Origin of the sequence: Microcoleus sp. K4-B3, from assembly GCF_036704615.1 — a bacterium.
Lineage (GTDB): Bacteria > Cyanobacteriota > Cyanobacteriia > Cyanobacteriales > Microcoleaceae > Microcoleus.
In genome coordinates this window covers 12,479-27,959 of the sequence record NZ_JAUBSF010000052.1, presented here as the reverse complement: position 1 = coordinate 27,959, position 15,481 = coordinate 12,479, and the positions used below count along the sequence as shown (strand labels likewise).

11 protein-coding genes are annotated in these 15,481 nt (G+C 47.3%); 3 read left to right on the top strand and 8 right to left on the bottom strand.

Annotation, left to right across the window (positions count from 1 at the left end; all coding sequences use genetic code 11):
* Positions 1–16: 16 nt before the first annotated feature.
* Entirely contained in the window at positions 17–550 is a 534-nt protein-coding gene (locus QUA78_RS20405; RefSeq protein ID WP_333303266.1) for a GNAT family N-acetyltransferase, read from the bottom strand.
* The gene (locus QUA78_RS20400) at positions 531–2,582 is read right to left on the bottom strand and encodes a diguanylate cyclase (RefSeq protein WP_333303265.1); all 2,052 of its coding nucleotides are present in this window, start codon (positions 2,580–2,582) and stop codon (positions 531–533) included. Before QUA78_RS20400 ends, QUA78_RS20405 begins: the two co-directional genes overlap by 20 nt.
* Positions 2,583–3,160: 578 nt before the next feature.
* On the opposite strand from QUA78_RS20400, the gene QUA78_RS20395 reads away from it, so the two are divergent.
* Positions 3,161–3,847: an HAD family hydrolase gene (locus tag QUA78_RS20395; protein WP_333303264.1), complete on the top strand. Its 687-nt coding sequence runs from the start codon at positions 3,161–3,163 to the stop codon at positions 3,845–3,847.
* 167 nt (positions 3,848–4,014) lie between these two features.
* Here the strand turns inward: QUA78_RS20395 and QUA78_RS20390 are convergent, their stop codons facing one another.
* Both QUA78_RS20390 and pgeF read right to left on the bottom strand, forming a co-directional pair.
* Positions 4,015–4,626: a CPP1-like family protein gene (locus tag QUA78_RS20390; RefSeq protein ID WP_333303263.1), complete on the bottom strand. Its 612-nt coding sequence runs from the start codon at positions 4,624–4,626 to the stop codon at positions 4,015–4,017.
* Positions 4,627–4,869: 243 nt separating this feature from the next.
* On the bottom strand, positions 4,870–5,748 hold the full coding sequence (gene pgeF / locus QUA78_RS20385) for a peptidoglycan editing factor PgeF (RefSeq protein ID WP_333303262.1): 879 nt from the start codon (positions 5,746–5,748) through the stop codon (positions 4,870–4,872).
* A 429-nt stretch (positions 5,749–6,177) separates the two neighbouring features.
* Here pgeF and QUA78_RS20380 point away from each other — a divergent pair, with 429 nt between their 5' ends.
* Positions 6,178–7,962 (top strand): peptidoglycan DD-metalloendopeptidase family protein, encoded by a 1,785-nt coding sequence (locus QUA78_RS20380; protein ID WP_333303261.1) that lies wholly within the window; start codon positions 6,178–6,180, stop codon positions 7,960–7,962.
* A 203-nt stretch (positions 7,963–8,165) separates the two neighbouring features.
* Complete coding sequence (locus tag QUA78_RS20375; RefSeq protein ID WP_333303260.1) at positions 8,166–10,466, top strand: hypothetical protein; 2,301 nt, start codon at positions 8,166–8,168, stop codon at positions 10,464–10,466.
* 566 nt (positions 10,467–11,032) lie between these two features.
* Here QUA78_RS20375 and QUA78_RS20370 read toward each other — a convergent pair.
* The 4 genes from QUA78_RS20370 to QUA78_RS20355 are packed head-to-tail and all read right to left on the bottom strand — an operon-like array spanning position 11,033 to position 15,465.
* A complete protein-coding gene (locus QUA78_RS20370) occupies positions 11,033–12,364 on the bottom strand; it encodes a glycosyltransferase family 4 protein (RefSeq protein WP_333303259.1) in 1,332 nt (443 codons plus the stop codon).
* A gap of 5 nt (positions 12,365–12,369) precedes the next feature.
* Positions 12,370–13,140 (bottom strand): methyltransferase domain-containing protein, encoded by a 771-nt coding sequence (locus tag QUA78_RS20365; protein ID WP_333303258.1) that lies wholly within the window; start codon positions 13,138–13,140, stop codon positions 12,370–12,372.
* A gap of 22 nt (positions 13,141–13,162) precedes the next feature.
* Positions 13,163–14,446, bottom strand: coding sequence for a glycosyltransferase (locus QUA78_RS20360; protein WP_333303257.1), 1,284 nt, complete (start codon positions 14,444–14,446; stop codon positions 13,163–13,165).
* Between the two features lie 35 nt (positions 14,447–14,481).
* Positions 14,482–15,465, bottom strand: a complete 984-nt coding sequence (locus QUA78_RS20355; protein WP_333303256.1) for a glycosyltransferase — start codon at positions 15,463–15,465, stop codon at positions 14,482–14,484.
* Positions 15,466–15,481: the final 16 nt, after the last annotated feature.

Below are 15,481 nucleotides of genomic sequence, written 5' to 3'. Positions count from 1 at the left end.
ACTTCCCCTTTTTAGGTCAGGCTGGCGTGTTTATCAGCACTGCGATATCCCTCCACCCGTAGGCAATTTCTTTGAGTGCAACTCCTGCTCTGCTTGTCTGTTGTTCCTCCACTTTTTCACCTCCTAAAAATTCATAAAACCTGCAAGCTGAATTGTCTCCCAGTACCCAAACCAGCATCGAATTCAAAGTTAATTCTGCCAATTTTGTTGCAACTGTTCTCACAAGTTGCCGTCCGATTCCTTGACGCTGATATTCCTCCAAAATATAGATGGCAAATAATTCTCCTTGATAAACATATTTGCCAGTTCGCTCGCAACCACCCGCAGCAAAACCCACAATTTTTCCCTCGTCATTCTCAGCTACACACACAAAATCTTCACTTTTTTCTGCCTTTAGGAGGATTTCTCGCCAATTGGTTTCTCGCTTTTCATAGGATAACTGTGCGAGGTAATCTGCTGGTACAATTTCCCGGTAAGCTGTCCGCCAAGTATCTAGATTAACCCGTGCGATTGCAGGTGCGTCAGCGATTTTAGCTTCTCTCACAATCATCAGAAAATACTCCTTTCCCGCCCTGAAATTCTCTTTTCAAGTCTAGGCAAACTATACGATCGCGCCCTTCTAGTTTAGCTCGATACAGCGCTCGATCGGCCTGTCCAATTAACCCCTCAATCGATAAACCAGCAGAAGGCACAGCACTAGCGAGCCCCATACTGAGAGTTATAAACTTACTTACCTTGGAAGCAGCGTGAAAAATTGCCGCAGCTTTCAAATCGCTGCGAATTGATTCAGCTACCCGCATTGCTCCTTTCACATCAGTTCGCGACAAAATTACCGTAAATTCTTCGCCGCCGTAGCGGGCGGCTAAATCTCCCGCCCGCTGAGCGTTGCTAGCTAAAATCTGCGCCACTTGTTTTAAACATTCGTCGCCTCCTTGATGCCCGTAATGATCGTTGTAAAGTTTGAAAAAATCGATATCGCACAAAATTAAAGACAGCGACTCTTTTTCTCGCTGCATGCAATGCCATTCTAACTCCAATTTTTTGTCAAAACAGCGACGGTTGGGAATTTGAGTCAATCCGTCCACCGAAGCGAGCCGCTGCAATTCCATGTTAGCTGCTTCTAATTTTAATTTGGCTTGTTCTAAAGCTAAATTTTGCCGAGCTAATTCTTCACTTTGCCGTTTTTCTTGTTCGTACAAAAATCGGATAGAAGCTTCAGCTTTTTGCAATTCTTGCTCCGCAAATTTGCGCTTAACAAACTCGCCTAATTGAGAACCTAAACCACCTATTATCTGAAGTAACTCTTGATCCGGTGGCAGTTCTTCCCGACAAAAAAAAGTCATTACTCCTACAACTTGGCCCCTAGCGTGAATGGGAAAACCGAATCCCGATCGCAGTCCCGCTTGCTCGGCCAAGCGCGATCGCACGAAATTGCGATCGCCGGCAAAATCAGTAATCCACTGCGGAGAACCGCTCCTGGAAACCGCTCCCGGCAAACCCTCACCCGGAGCCAAAGTAATTTGCGGGTCGTTTTCGGCAAACTCGCTAACTTCTTCCGCTGCCTGCCAAACTGCCACCCGCCGCCAACAAGGAGTTTCCTCGATCGGACAGCAAAGTGGCAGCCACAAAAGCGGATCTTTTTCTGATTTTATTTCAGCACCAAATCTACTTTCTTTATCCCCCTCTGCGGGCGTCCAAAGTTCGCCAATATCCCACCCAAAACTTTGGCAAATACCTTGCAAAATTCTCGGAGTTGCGCTATCTAGAGAACTTGATTCTGACAGGATATGAGTAACAGCATACTGTGCTTCTTGACAATTTTTTATGCGCTGTTGCTTGGTAATGTCTTTGCCGATATAAACAAAATCGTGTAGAACATCGCTATCTGGATACTTGCTTCCTATGCTTGTCTCGAAAGTAGAGCATGAAAATGCGACAATCAGCTTTAAACCTATTTTCGTTTGGCAAGCTACTTTTACTTGAGGCCAATATTCGCTTTTAAGTGCAGGAGGTAGCTGGCTGACTTTGCGCAACAATTCCTCGTCAGTCGTAATCATGGATATGGATTTGCCGATAAATTCTGCTTCTGTATATCCAAATAATTGCTGTGCAGCTTGATTCACTTTTTTGATTTTTCCTGATGTTGCTGTTACTAACAAAACATCGCCTAGGGAATTAATAATTTTGTCAATATAATCTCCAGTCGCAGCTAAATAATCCACTTTAATACTGTTTTCGTTGGCAGCCTGAAGCATGCTTTGCTGAGCTACAATACTATCTGTCACATCTTCGCATAAAATAATCAATCTGTCAGCATTGGCTTGTCCCTTATAGCCAAAGATGTACAAATTTAGATACACATAAGATCCATTTTTGAGAACTCGGGTAATTGATTTTAACTGAAAGTCTTGCTCTCGTTCTTCAATAATGCCTTCAAGGATTCCTTCAATTCCAATCAGTTCAGGAAAACAATCGCGCACGTCTTTTCCTTCGGCTACTTCCTCATGAATATAGCTAAAATCTTGCACTTTCAAAGATATTTCTTTAATCTTAAGTTCCCGATCCACTGCGAGGTATTCCATCCTGCGTAAGGATAACAGCTTATAAAGAAGAATATTAATACTTCTTGGGCTGCTCTCTACAGTTAATGTTGGAAGTATTTCGTTATTGTAGAGCATCACTCTCCAAGGTTAGCAGGTAAAGTTAGTTGTTTTTTGGCTGCTATTTCTCATGGGAATTTTTATACTGGCGGATGCCACCACCTGTTACCGCTGGCTAATTTATGGAAACAGTGCACTTTTGATTCTCCAAACAGTTTTTTGCTTCTTTTAAAAATGGGCAAAATATTAATTTTACCAACTTTATTTTTGAGAAAGCGCAGTCAAAATCAGTCTCACTTGAGGTTGAGATTTATGAACAATACGTAGCGGTTTGCACTATTTGTGCCGCACATCTTAATTTTAAATTCCCCGATATGGGTTACAACCGCTAAACTTGAGGAGCGGCACAGTTTAATTCAAATGTTCCCTTTAATTAGAACCATTCCTATAGACCTTACCTCCCCTGGTTATTTGTGTCAATTTTTGTAAAGAAACTGTTACCTCTAAGTGATATTATAATATCGAACAATTTGTATAAAAGCTTAAAAATATTCTGCTAAATGCTGAGACTTATTACCGACTTTGATGGCCCGATCATGGACGTGTCCGATCGCTACTACCGAGTTTACCAGCAGTGTCTCGCCGAGACTCAGCGTTCGGACCAACCAGTGCGCGAACTCCCCAAGGCAGAGTTTTGGGACATGAAACGCGCGCGGGTTCCCGAAACCGAAATCGCCATTCTCTCAGGATTAGACGCAGCCCAAGCCCGCGATTTTGCCCAGAAACGCCGTCAAACCGTCCACACCCTACCCTACATGATTTACGATCGACCTGTTCCCAGCGCTCTGGAAACCCTCGAAAAGGTGCAGCGCGCTGGAGTAGACTTAGCGGTGATGACCATGCGCCGGGTCAGGGAACTAGATGAAGCTTTCAACCGCTGCAATTTAGGGCAATTTTTCCCTGAAAACCGCCGCTATTGCCTCCCCAACGATTACGTCAAAACCGGGGATGTCAAAGATAAGCCCCTGCTAATGGCAAGAGCTCTCGCCGAACTGCCGCCGGCTTCTGACCTTTGGATGGTTGGCGATACGGAGGTGGACATTATAGCAGCAAAAACGCACGGTGTTAAGGTAATTGGTGTTTTGTGCGGAATTCGCGATCGCACCCAACTAGAAATGCACCAACCGGATTTAATTGTTAACAATTTGAGTGAAGCAGTTGAGATTATTTTAGGTCGCCAAAATTAGTCATTAGTCATTAGTCATTAGTTATGAGTTATTAATTGTTAGCTGATGTTATTTGTCCGAGGTCTTGATTTCACAGTTATTAGTTGTTGGCTGCTGACTGCTGACTAATGACTAATGACTGCTGACTAATGACTGCTGACTAATAACTGCTGACTAATGACTCCTGACTATCGCAGAAAACCGCTGACCAGCCACAGAATTAAAAACGTAAACAAAGCGATAAATTTCTCTGTTGTTATAAATGCCGGACTGACAAAAGATCCCACAAGGCCTCCCAGCAGCAAGCCTATAACCAAGCCAGCCACAGTCAGCAGCACGGCCCGACCAAATTTTTGTTCCTTGCGATTAACAAAATAAAGACAAGAGCCGACCCCAAGAGCCAGAGTCAACTGTAGTAAAGCATCATTAGCCGCCGGATAAATACTCAGTCCGCCTAACCCCACATACACCCCAGCCGGCCACAAAATGTCCGATCGACTAGGAGTATCGATCAGCCGCTGCAACCAAGCTGGGCTGCCACTAGGAGGAGAGGGAGTAAAGCTTGCGGGTGGGGGAGTCAGCCGCTCGGGAAAGCGGATGCGTTCGGGGACTTTAATTTTACCTTCCTGTCGCTGCCGCAGGCGATCCATGAGGATCGCGTCGTAGGCTGCTTCGATCGATTCCAAACGTTTCTTGTCACCACTGTACTGCTCAGCTAGGCGCGTGCGGGCCTCTTGCACTTCATCAAAGGAAGCATCTTCATCGACTTCAAGCAGTTGATAGGGAGTTGGCTCACTCATTGTAATAACCCGCTGAAGACTCTCGTTATAGAGCAATCTTAACAAGAGAGGAAAGCGGGGCGGGGGCTCTGCCGCTTTCCCAAAAGTTTTGCTGCTAGTTTTTAGTGCTTTAAAACAGGAACCAGCAAACCTTAGGAAGGTAGAAGCTAGTAGGCATTCGGCATTCGTAAATAAAAAATAATGAATCCAAAGATTTTTATTTTTATCTGGGCCGTCTAAAATTTAACCTTCTGCCAAATGCCCTCAGAATGAACTTGTCCCGCAGGCGCTCACAATTCCCGACCACTGGACTTGTTTAAGTCGATCGCGGCGGTAGGAAAAAAAGCGAGCCGAGTCAGAATAAGTACAGAAAGGAGCGATCGCCACTTGACAAAGATCAATTCCCAACTGCTGCAATTGCAGAGCATTGCAGAGGCGAACATCCAAGCGTACCTTTCCCGGTTCTGGATCGGCTAAGACAGGCGTTTCCGGGAGTTGTTCCAAAAACTCTAGAATGCCGTCTGCTGTCGCACTCACGGCACTCTTAGGAGCAATGGTGGCTCCCAGTTCCGCTGCCACTGCCACAGATACCTGGTAAACCTCTCCAGCGATCGCCGGCCCCATAGCAATCTTCAGATTTTCTAGTTGACTGCCTTGTGCCACAAGTTGAGCGATCGCCTCTGGTAATATCTTAGCAGCAGTCCCGCGCCAACCCGCGTGAACTGCCGCAACCAGTCCCGTGCGATCGTCAGCAATCAGCACCGGCACGCAGTCGGCCGAGCAAACCCACAGCGCCTCCAATTCTCCCTCGGCCACCAAGCCATCAGCCTCAGCATAGCTTGGGGCGGCAGTTTCCGGGTTGGGAGGCACAACCGGGGGCAACTGAGTGGTTTTGAGTACCGCATTGCCGTGTACCTGTTGGAGTCGGTAAACCTTAGCTCCAGGTTGCAGAACTTCCGTCAGATCGATCGGCCCCTGGGGCGAGAAATCGCGAGTAAAAAAGCCGTGAGACCAGCGAGAAAGCAAGCTGCAAGTCAGATAGGGCAAGCCTTCAGAGTTCTGCCACTCCCAACTAATACCGTCTGGTTGTCCGGCGCACTCAGAGTCAGGAACATTTGTCAAGAGATCGCCAGCTACAGTCATGAAACCTATCCTTACCCAAGCGAATCATTTAGCTTGTATTCTAAACAATCAACAATTATGCCGACTACGTTTAAATCGACGATCGGCTTTAATCACAAAATCGCGATTCCTCGGCAGTTAACTCCGGCGGACGCCACCAAAATTTTGCATGACCCGAGAGCAAAATTTCGGTAACTAATTAACATATACGAACGCCAAAGCGCTATCATCAGTGTGACCGTCACAGACGAGTTGTCAGTGCAATCAGGCTCGAAAAAACCAGGGTATCCATCGCGACTCTACCCAGCGGCATTCGACTTATTCGATGCGCCAAAAAAATTGCCTCAAGCCCGGTAAAATCATTTAGGGCTGTATAAAGACAAGGATTGCAATACATTCGATCCTGACTTCGATCTCCTTTTACCCCCTGTTGAGTTGGGAAAAAAAATCGTGAAACCAGTTCCAGACAAGCAAATAACAGCCCATTTGAACACCAAACAGCAAAAAAAGAACCCTACAGGCGCCCGGACTCGATCGCGCCTTTTGTCCGAGCGCTCACTGCTGGTGGGACTGGGTTGCCTTGCCAGTCTGGGACTGCTCAGCAAAGGCTTAGTTTGGGCCCAAGCCGAAACTCCGCCAGCAGAACAAGCCGTCCCCGGCGCAGCAGAGCTCCAGCCATTATTTGAAGCTCCTCTCCCGCCCCCGGAACCCGAATACAGCCAAGGGTCGCCAGAACCAGACCCCGCACCGCAGGCAGAAGTTCCGCCGTCCGAGCCTTTCGATGCCCAACCGCCGTCCGAGCCGGAGTACGCCAGCGAACCACCTCCCACCCAATATTATCTGCCGGAACCCGCGCTGATTCCCCTGCCAGAAGCTACGGCCCAGGAGCCACCTTTTGAAGCGCCAGTTAACCCAGCCCACGCTGAAATCGACCAAACAGACTACAGCGTTGGCGCTACCAGCGAGTATCAAGAGTACGAAGCGCCAACAAGAATAGAGTTTGCAGAACGATCGAGCGGCTGCGAAGGAGTTGGCGGTTTGTGTGCGCCTCCTCCTGTTTCCGAGCCGGTGACGGCAGATGCCGGTGAACCCAACTACAGCCCGGAAACTCCGATCGCAGACGACGGCTATATTGCAGCCCCTCCTCCTCGAAATCTGCCAGAAAGCATTCCAGACAATGTTCGGGAAACTGTGGCCGGAAATAGTAGCGGGAATCCTGTCAGTAAAATCGGTCAAGCCGTTCAACAAATAGGCAGCCAGGTTTGGGGGGGTTCAAACCCGCCGGAATCTGCTTACGCACCCCCGCGCTACTCAGCAGGCGCTGGCTACTCGGCAGACGCTGGATATTCGGCAGACGCTGGATACTCGGCAAACATCGGCTACTCCGCAGACGCTGGATACTCCGCAGACGCTGGGTATTATGCTGGATCTGCATCTTACGGCGGGGCTCCAGCGCCCAGCATGGGACTCGGGCCGGTTCAAGTCGGTGCGGTTAGTGTCAGCAGCGGCAGCAATACCGGTTTTGCTTACTACAATCTCACGCCGCGTCCCGCAGGCCTGCCCGGAAATGGCAACAGCAGCTTGCTGTTTCCGCTATCTATTGCTTCGGCAATTACTTCGCCGTTTGGGTGGCGGACTCATCCAGTTATGGGCTACGGCAGGTTTCACACTGGAACTGACTTGGGGGCCCCGCTGGGAACGCCGGTACTGGCCGCCTATGCAGGTCAAGTGGCGATCGCCGATTGGTTGGGCGGCTACGGTTTGACGGTGGTTCTCAACCACAACAAAAAGTCTCAAGAAACTCTCTACGGCCACCTTTCGGAACTGTTTGTGAAACCGGGAGAGTGGGTCAAACAGGGAGAGACGATCGGCCGCGTCGGCAGTACAGGAATGTCTACAGGGCCTCACCTGCACTTCGAGGTTCGGCAAATGACTGACCAAGGTTGGGTGGCGATCGACCCTGGTTCTCAGCTAGAATTCGCTCTGGCAAAAATGATCGGCACTTTGGAAACCGCCAAAGTACCGCAAATGCCGAAAATGGTGGAAATACAAACCGCTAACTCACTCAAGGATTTGGAAAACGATCTGCCGCAGCTTCCACCTCTGCCGCTGGGAATGGACATCGAAGTTCACAACCTCCAGCCGCCATTCCCGGAACTGTTAAAAGCTGACACTTCTAAGCCCAAAGATGCCGAAGCAGTCAAACCCAAAACTCAGAAGCAAGCTAGCAGGTAAAATGGCGGCTTGGCTGGATTAATTTTTTTAGGGGCGGGCTATTCGCCCACCCCTAAAAAAATTGATGTTTTGTAGAACGGGCACTGCTATCCTGTTGCTGAGCATGGTGCAAGAGGTGTTGATATCAGATCCGAGGGATTTCTCGTTACCAGAAAAAGCCTGGTAACGAGGAAAAACCGATAAAAATTGGTAACTTGCAGCTTATGCTAATAGCGCAGCATTTATGGGAATTAATTTTATTTCTGATTATTGTAGCCGGCCCGATTCCCTTAAGCTTGTCTCTTGCTTTCGAGAATCAGAACGAAAACAATAACTATTCATTTCCCCATTTTCTCCTGGTACTCCTGACGGGATGGAGCATTGCACAAGTTTGTATCGGCTTGATTTTAGGAAGTGCCGATCGACTAAATATTGCTGCGGTTGTTATAGCAGAAATTCTGATTTGTGCGATCGGCTTAATCCTGATTTATACCAAAAACCACAAAACTTTTACCTTCTCGCAGTGGCCGATTCCCCGAATCAAGCAACCTCGGGATATATCCGAATATCTAATTATTTTTGCCACCGCTGTTGCAGGACTTTTGCTGTTGGAAACTCTCGCAACCAAACCCACAACCAATTATGATTCATTGTGGTTTCACCTGCCTGCGATCGCCCGATGGTATCAAACCCATTCATTTACATTATTAGATACTGCTGGAAATTGGATTTTTGAACAAGAGCAAGCTAAAGTATATCCGTACAATTGGCACGTTTTATCTGTTTTATGCTTAATCCCATTCAAAGAAGATTTTCTCGCAGCTTTTCCCTTGCTAATTGCCTGGGTACTTGAGGGAATTGCCGTCTATCTATTGAGCGTAAAATTTGGATCTACCCGGATTCACGCTATGGCAGCATCATCTTTAGTATTGACAGTACCGATGGTGCTCAACCAAGTTAATACCATTCAGCCAGACTTACCGCTAGCGGCAATATTTACAGTAGGTTTGTATCTTGGTTTATCCTATCACAGCAGCCGATCGCAATCCGAACTCTCCCTATTTCTGGCAGCCACAGGAATGCTAACCGGAATAAAAATCACTGGGATAGTCTATGCAGCCTCACTTTTAGGAGGATTAGCAATATTAGAAATTAAAAGATTAGCCCTTAATAAAAATTTTACACCAGCTAATTTTAGAATTCGCCACTTTATCAAACCAGTCTTGCTGTGCGGCATAGCTTGTTGCTTGTTTTTAGGGGGTTTTTGGTATGCGAGAAACTTGCTGCACGTCAATTATCCTGTCGGCGAGGCTGGCGATATTAAAGTTCCCTTACAGCCTTATTCCTTACCATCTCCCGTACCGCAGGCAACACCGCCGATACAGCAGGTAACACCTACCCTACCTGCGCCGCCCGCTTCGCCACTTTTAAAGATTTGGCAAAGCACTTTAGCAGCTCAATTTAATCCCAGCAAAATTTCCCACTGGCAAACTCTCGGCTTGCAAATCCTCATTAGATTGCAACTGCCATTTCTGGCGATCGCACTTCAGGTATTGGCAGCGCCTCTGGCTTTGATCGAAGGTAAAACCAGAATAATTAATCAAAATAATATTATTTTAATTGTACTTCTCGCCAGCACAGGAATTCTGTATCTAATTACACCTTACACGTCCGGTACTGCGGGAAATTCGATCGGTCAAATAAGTCCTCTACTCGGTTTTAACCTCAGATACGGATTTCCATTTTTAAGCGTACTCGCCATCGCCGCAGCAGCTACAGCAACTCTCTTAAAAACTCAAAATCTAGTTGTTCTGGTAGTTGTTTTGATTGGTGGTTTTTGCGGAATTATTAGCAACACAATTTTTGATTATATTAAAAATGCTTCTTTTACCGGAGATAGTATTGTTTGGGGGAGTTTGTTGATTGACAATTTTAAGTCTAATCCAGTAGAAGCTATTAATAGTATCTGGAAAATCTTAGCCCCCAGTTGGCAATATATATTAAGAGATCCGATATTGTATATTGTGTCAATCACGCTGGCTGCGATTTTCTGGATAATAAATCCTGGCTTAGGATGGCTAAATCATCTACTTCCTACCCGTAAAAAATCGATTTATATAGTGATAATTGGTGTGTGTATAGGATTGATAGTAATTGGTCATTGGAGGGAAAAGCGAGATTTGGCACGTACAGAACTGTATCGCGGTATTTACGAATATATTGACAAAAATACAGTACCAGATGAAAGAATAGGATTCTTTTTAAGTTCGCGCAGCTACCTTTTTTACGGGAAAAACTTGGACAGACAAGTTTTATATGTGCCTTTTAGAGCCGATCGACTTTCTGCATGGAGCGACAAACTCCGACAAAATAAAATTAGGACTGTGGGATTCGGGCCCCTGACTGAGAAAGACGCAGCTACCAGAAAAGCTCTATCTTGGCTGACAAGTGCCGAGGGCCCGCTGCAACGAGTTTTCGGAAAAGATTTTAATAATGAGTCGGTGTTATATCGCTTAAAAAATTAAAATATATCAGTTATAATTAGGACTTACGAACGGGTGTTCAGAAACCGCGTTTTTCAACCCAAATACTTGCTTAGAACTCTCAATTTCGGTTAAAAAACCCGGTTTCTTTGTTCGGAGTGCGTAAACCCTAATCATCAACCAAGCTAAAACTCTATTTTAAATTATTGTTCCGACTTACAATCGCCCCGATAAGTTAGCTTGGTGTCTCCAGTCTTTTGTGTAACTGGAATATCCGCGCGATAAATTTCAAGTCAGTGGCAGTGGGTAAATTATCTGGAACAATATTTTGAATATGTGCAATAGTTAACGAAGTTAGCTTGTAATAAACTTCGCTTTTGTCAACAGGGTTGACGGGTAGAAAACCTGATTAGGTCTAGTTCCTAGACATTTTTGTCACCATCCGAGAATAAGTTGCTTAATTGAAAGAATGAATATTAAAAAAATCCGTCAAGTTAACTTTCTTATGTTTCCGATAATTGGTACAAAAAGTGACAATAAAGCCATAAAAATTAGGCGGAGATAAAATTGTATGGCTGGGATTTTTCAAGCATTCCCAGTGCTGTGAGTCAGATCTGCGGAATGTGCGCTAAAGAGCGATCGCCCAAAAACTGTCGCAGTTGCACACCGATCGCCTCCAGAGAAAAATGAGTTTCCACCCGAATGCGAGCGCGCTTGCCCAACTCCCGCCCCCACGCCCGATCGTCTAAAACCCGACCGATCCCCCCTGCCAAAGCGGTTGCATCCTCACGGGGCACAACGATCCCGCCGTCAGCTTCGCCCCCCTCGAAAATATCAGGCACTCCAGGCGCGTCAGCAGCCACAACGGGCAACCCGCAAGCCATCGCCTCCAGCGGTGCAACCGGAAACCCCTCATGGCGAGAAGGCAAAGTATAAACGTCAGCCGCCGAGAGGTACTGTCGCATCAAAGCGCGATCGCGCACATATTCATTCACCCAAACAATGCCCGAAAGCTGCATCTGAGCGATTCGCTGGCTCAATTCCTCCGCGTCGCTACCAGTCCCCACCAGCAACAGCCGCAAATCTCGGTTTGGGCGATCGCGGCAGATCCGTTCCCAAGCTTCCAGCAATATATCTAACCCCTTGCGGCGAATCTCAATCCGCCCGTGACAGGCGACAATTTCAGCGTCACTGGGAAAACCCAGCAGTTGCCTAGCTTCAGCGCGATCCATTGGTTGCCACAGTTCCAAATCCAGCGGGTTAAAAATGCGGGCAATCTTGGCAGGAGGCACGCCATAGCGACTTTGCACGCGCTGTACCTCGGTTTGCGAAGCAATAATTAAACCCGCGCTCGCTTTGAGGGCGATCGGGCGCGACAAGCCTTCCCAAGGACTAACCTGAAAATCGCCCCCCTGAAACGTGGCAAAAACAGGCAGCCCCATCCGCCACCCCAACCAAGTGCAAGCGTCGAAGCGCGGGTACTCGTATTCTTGGCAGAGAATCGCTTGGCAGTTTTCGCGTCGCAGTTCTCCCGCCAGCAACCCCAGCGGTGTAGCCAGGTAAGGAGTAACGCTTTTCACCCCTGCCAACATCAGACGGCGGAGACCTCGAACCTCCCCAAACATATCCTGAACTGTCCATCCTTGAGGGTTAACCATCTGGCGGCGGACAGCTTGGTAGAGTTGAGGTGCCGGCAGGGTGCAGATTGTTGCTCCTGTCTCTTTGTGGGTGTAGTACAGGGGTTCAGTCACGCTACCAGAGATGCAGAATAACACTGTCCGCACCCCTGCCCGTCGCAGCGCCTCAATGTAGCCAAACATCCAGCCCCCCGTCATTTCGTTGCAAAAAGCTTCAAAGGAAACCCCGATGGTATCTAAAAAATCTTCGATTAAATCGCCCCAGTGGAGGAGGGCGATCGTTGGTTCTGGTTGGACATTCATAAATTTTATGGCTTCTGCCAAGCTGATGCTGTTTCCGTTCCCAGGGAATCAGGTTTGTGCCGCCAATAGCTCGTCCACGTTACAGGACTCAGGGCCGTACAGAATAATAGGCGCATGAGGCGGGGCAAGCGAGAGAAGGCAAAATCATGGCAGACTACTGTCAGGGGATTGATAAAAGTAGCAGAACTCTGGTAAGGCAAACCGATTAAATCCGTCAGTTGATCGATCGTATAGCCGCGCCGAACGTGGCCCCATTCTGCCATCACCTCTGCTTCAGGCGGGCAGATCGGTTTCATCACGCCGTAGTAAGGAAACTGCCAATTCTCATTGGGGCTGCTCACTAATAAAAATCCCTTTGGTTTAAGCACGCGCAGCGCTTCTGATACCGCTTTTTGGTGGTCGGGAATGTGTTCGAGAACGTCGAACATCGTCACTGCATCAAAGGACTCATTTTCAAACGGTAAATTGGTCGCGTCGCCACAGATGAAGCGTACTTTTTCCTGCTGGTTGCAAGGAACATTTGCATATTTAGGATCGAGGTCAATGTTAGTAATTTGCGCTTGCGGATAAAGTAAAGACGTTAAGCCTCCTTGACCTCCTCCTACTTCTAAAATTTCTTTAAAGGGGAGGTCTGGGGAAATGCGGTGAATTGCCCGCATCTTTTCTCTGTAAAAAAAACCCAGGGTCAAGGGCTGACCGAAAGGGTTGCGGGCTAAGAAATTGCCCAGCTTCTCTTTATGCGTTTCAGATTTATTGGTTTCAACAACTGTTGCCATAATCTTCCTCTAATTGGAAAAACTATCGATCCTTATTTACACGATTTTTGAGGTAAAAGCTGACTCCTGCAAAGCAACCTAATACCTCTGCCAATAGCGTTCTATTAATCCCTTTAAATCCGGTCAAAAGGCCGATTAAAAATCGTTTTACATAGTAGAGAGGTAAAATGATGAATAAGCGAAGCAAGTTCCCCCAGTGCTTGTAACGCTCAAACTGAATCAAAAGGGCGGCGATGTGGCCCCGCATATATTGGTACATCTGATGTTTCAAGCTATCGAGATCGTCCCGGTGATAGTGATAAACAACAGGGGTGGGATCGTAGTAGCAAATCCACCCTTCCGCCAGCACTCTGTACCATAGCTCTGAATCTTCACTGCACCCAGATGCCCCTGCACCTAAGCGTTCGTCAAAGTCTCCTAGTAACTCAAAAGCTTCACGCCGAAAAGCCATATTTGCTCCTGCGCCAATGCGCCAAACGGGAACGCCTAGGTGTTTCGTATCCTTAAAAAATTCAGGGTCAAAAGTCAGAGATCGGTATCCCCAACCAAAGCCACTCTCACCTTTTTGGAAAATTAATTGGGCTTCTGTTTCGAGTTCTGCTGGCAGGATCAGGCCGGTTACAGCGATGACCTTGGGTTCGCTGAAGCTTTGTGCAATCCTGGCCACCCAGTCAGGGTGAACGATCACATCATCATCGGTAAAGGCAATAATGTCGCCTGTACAGTGGGGGATGCCAGTATTGCGGGCGACGCTTAAACCAGGGCGAGGTTCTAATACATATTTGACTCCAGGGATCTCGGCCACCAGTTGGCGGGTAGCGTCTGAACTGGGAGCATTATCAATCACGATGAGCTCATGAGCAGGTTGGGATAAATTTTGCAGCGATCGCAAACATCGCGCCAATTGTTCTGGCCGATTTCGAGTGCAGATTATGACAGAAACAGATGCGCTGCTAGTCTGGGAAAAGCGATCCCGCAGCTTGGCAAGGGGTTGCTCTAAGGCTGTCAGGGCATGAAACTCAGGGGGCTGGTGCCACGCCCGATTTTTTTTGTAAACTTCTGGCAAAGGCGCTTTAAAACCTTGCTCTAGGAGGTGGCTGCCGACTGCAGGAGCGATCGCCAGCGCCGCTAGATTTGCTAGTTGTGAAGCCGAGATTGGCAACTGATCCTCTAAAATCTCCCGTTCGCCAAGGGGGATATTATGCCACCAAAACACTACATAGACTCCGGCGTAGTTGGAAATCAAGGGCAATTCAGGAATCTTTTCGCTCAATTCGACATTGAGAACTTTCCAAGGCTTGCTCACAGAAATTACCTCAAGAAATACTATTTATGAGCTGGCTAAACGGCTAATTTTGCACGCCCCAATAGCAAGCTGCGCTCTTCTGGGCTCATGCGAACCACGCGCCTAATTCCGGCCCACTTACCGCGTACAAAACTCCTGTTTATCTCTACTTCCGCCGGATTCATCCGCCCAAAAGCCGCTCTTAAAGATTGAATCAGGACATTTTGGGAAGCTTTCACCGCATCGATAATAAATTTCAACAGCCAATCTCGATAAGAACCAGACCAGAGAAGAGAATCGCCCAAAACTTGAGAGGTTCCTAGACCATAGTTAATGTCGATCAAGTATTTTTGAGAAGTACGCCTAGCCGGAATAAAGTGCCTTAACTTACAGTCGGGAGTGTACCACAGGTCGTATCCTGCTCCGTAAATCCGCAAAGCGATTTCCACATCTCCCCCTGATATGAGCTTGGTTCCGATACGATCCTGAAGTAACGGTTTATCGATCCAGCCAGTATGAGCGAGGGCTGCTCTATTCAGAACTAATCCTGCTCCCACTAAACAAGACTTTTTTTGGGGTTCTGTACCGTGTTCTTGTTGTGCGAAGGAGTACCCATAATTCAATACATATTTGGCTGGTAGAGTTTCCCAATCTAAGATTACTCGACCGCCAAAAGCGCCGCAGTCGGGATGAGCTGCTGCAAATCTAACAGCTTGTTCCACCCAATCTTCTGCCAGGAAGCAATCGTCATCTACAAAAGCAATCCAATCAGCAGTTGTATTTTGAACGCCACAGTGGCGGGCATAGGTTAATCCTTGCTGTGTTTCTGATACTGTAGAAAGCTGGGGAATTTTGCCCAACACTCGATATTTTTCGACAATTTTCTGCGTATTATCCGTGCAATTATTGTCAACTACTAAAACCCTCCACTCTAGCTTGGGTGAAACTATTTGTTGGGAAAGAGCTGAGAGAGCTTTGTCTAAAAGGGGAGCATTGTTATAAGTACAAATGACGATATCAATCGGCGGAAGCTTACTCATATTTAACTGTTCTTTC

Coding starts and splice junctions, on each gene's coding strand:
- QUA78_RS20405 (WP_333303266.1), bottom strand. CDS start 550: ATGATTGTGAGAGAAGCTAAAATCGCTGACGCACCTGCAATCGCACGG.
- QUA78_RS20400 (WP_333303265.1), bottom strand. CDS start 2,582: ATGGAATACCTCGCAGTGGATCGGGAACTTAAGATTAAAGAAATATCT.
- QUA78_RS20395 (WP_333303264.1), top strand. CDS start 3,161: ATGCTGAGACTTATTACCGACTTTGATGGCCCGATCATGGACGTGTCC.
- QUA78_RS20390 (WP_333303263.1), bottom strand. CDS start 4,626: ATGAGTGAGCCAACTCCCTATCAACTGCTTGAAGTCGATGAAGATGCT.
- pgeF (WP_333303262.1), bottom strand. CDS start 5,748: ATGACTGTAGCTGGCGATCTCTTGACAAATGTTCCTGACTCTGAGTGC.
- QUA78_RS20375 (WP_333303260.1), top strand. CDS start 8,166: ATGCTAATAGCGCAGCATTTATGGGAATTAATTTTATTTCTGATTATT.
- QUA78_RS20370 (WP_333303259.1), bottom strand. CDS start 12,364: ATGAATGTCCAACCAGAACCAACGATCGCCCTCCTCCACTGGGGCGAT.
- QUA78_RS20365 (WP_333303258.1), bottom strand. CDS start 13,140: ATGGCAACAGTTGTTGAAACCAATAAATCTGAAACGCATAAAGAGAAG.
- QUA78_RS20355 (WP_333303256.1), bottom strand. CDS start 15,465: ATGAGTAAGCTTCCGCCGATTGATATCGTCATTTGTACTTATAACAAT.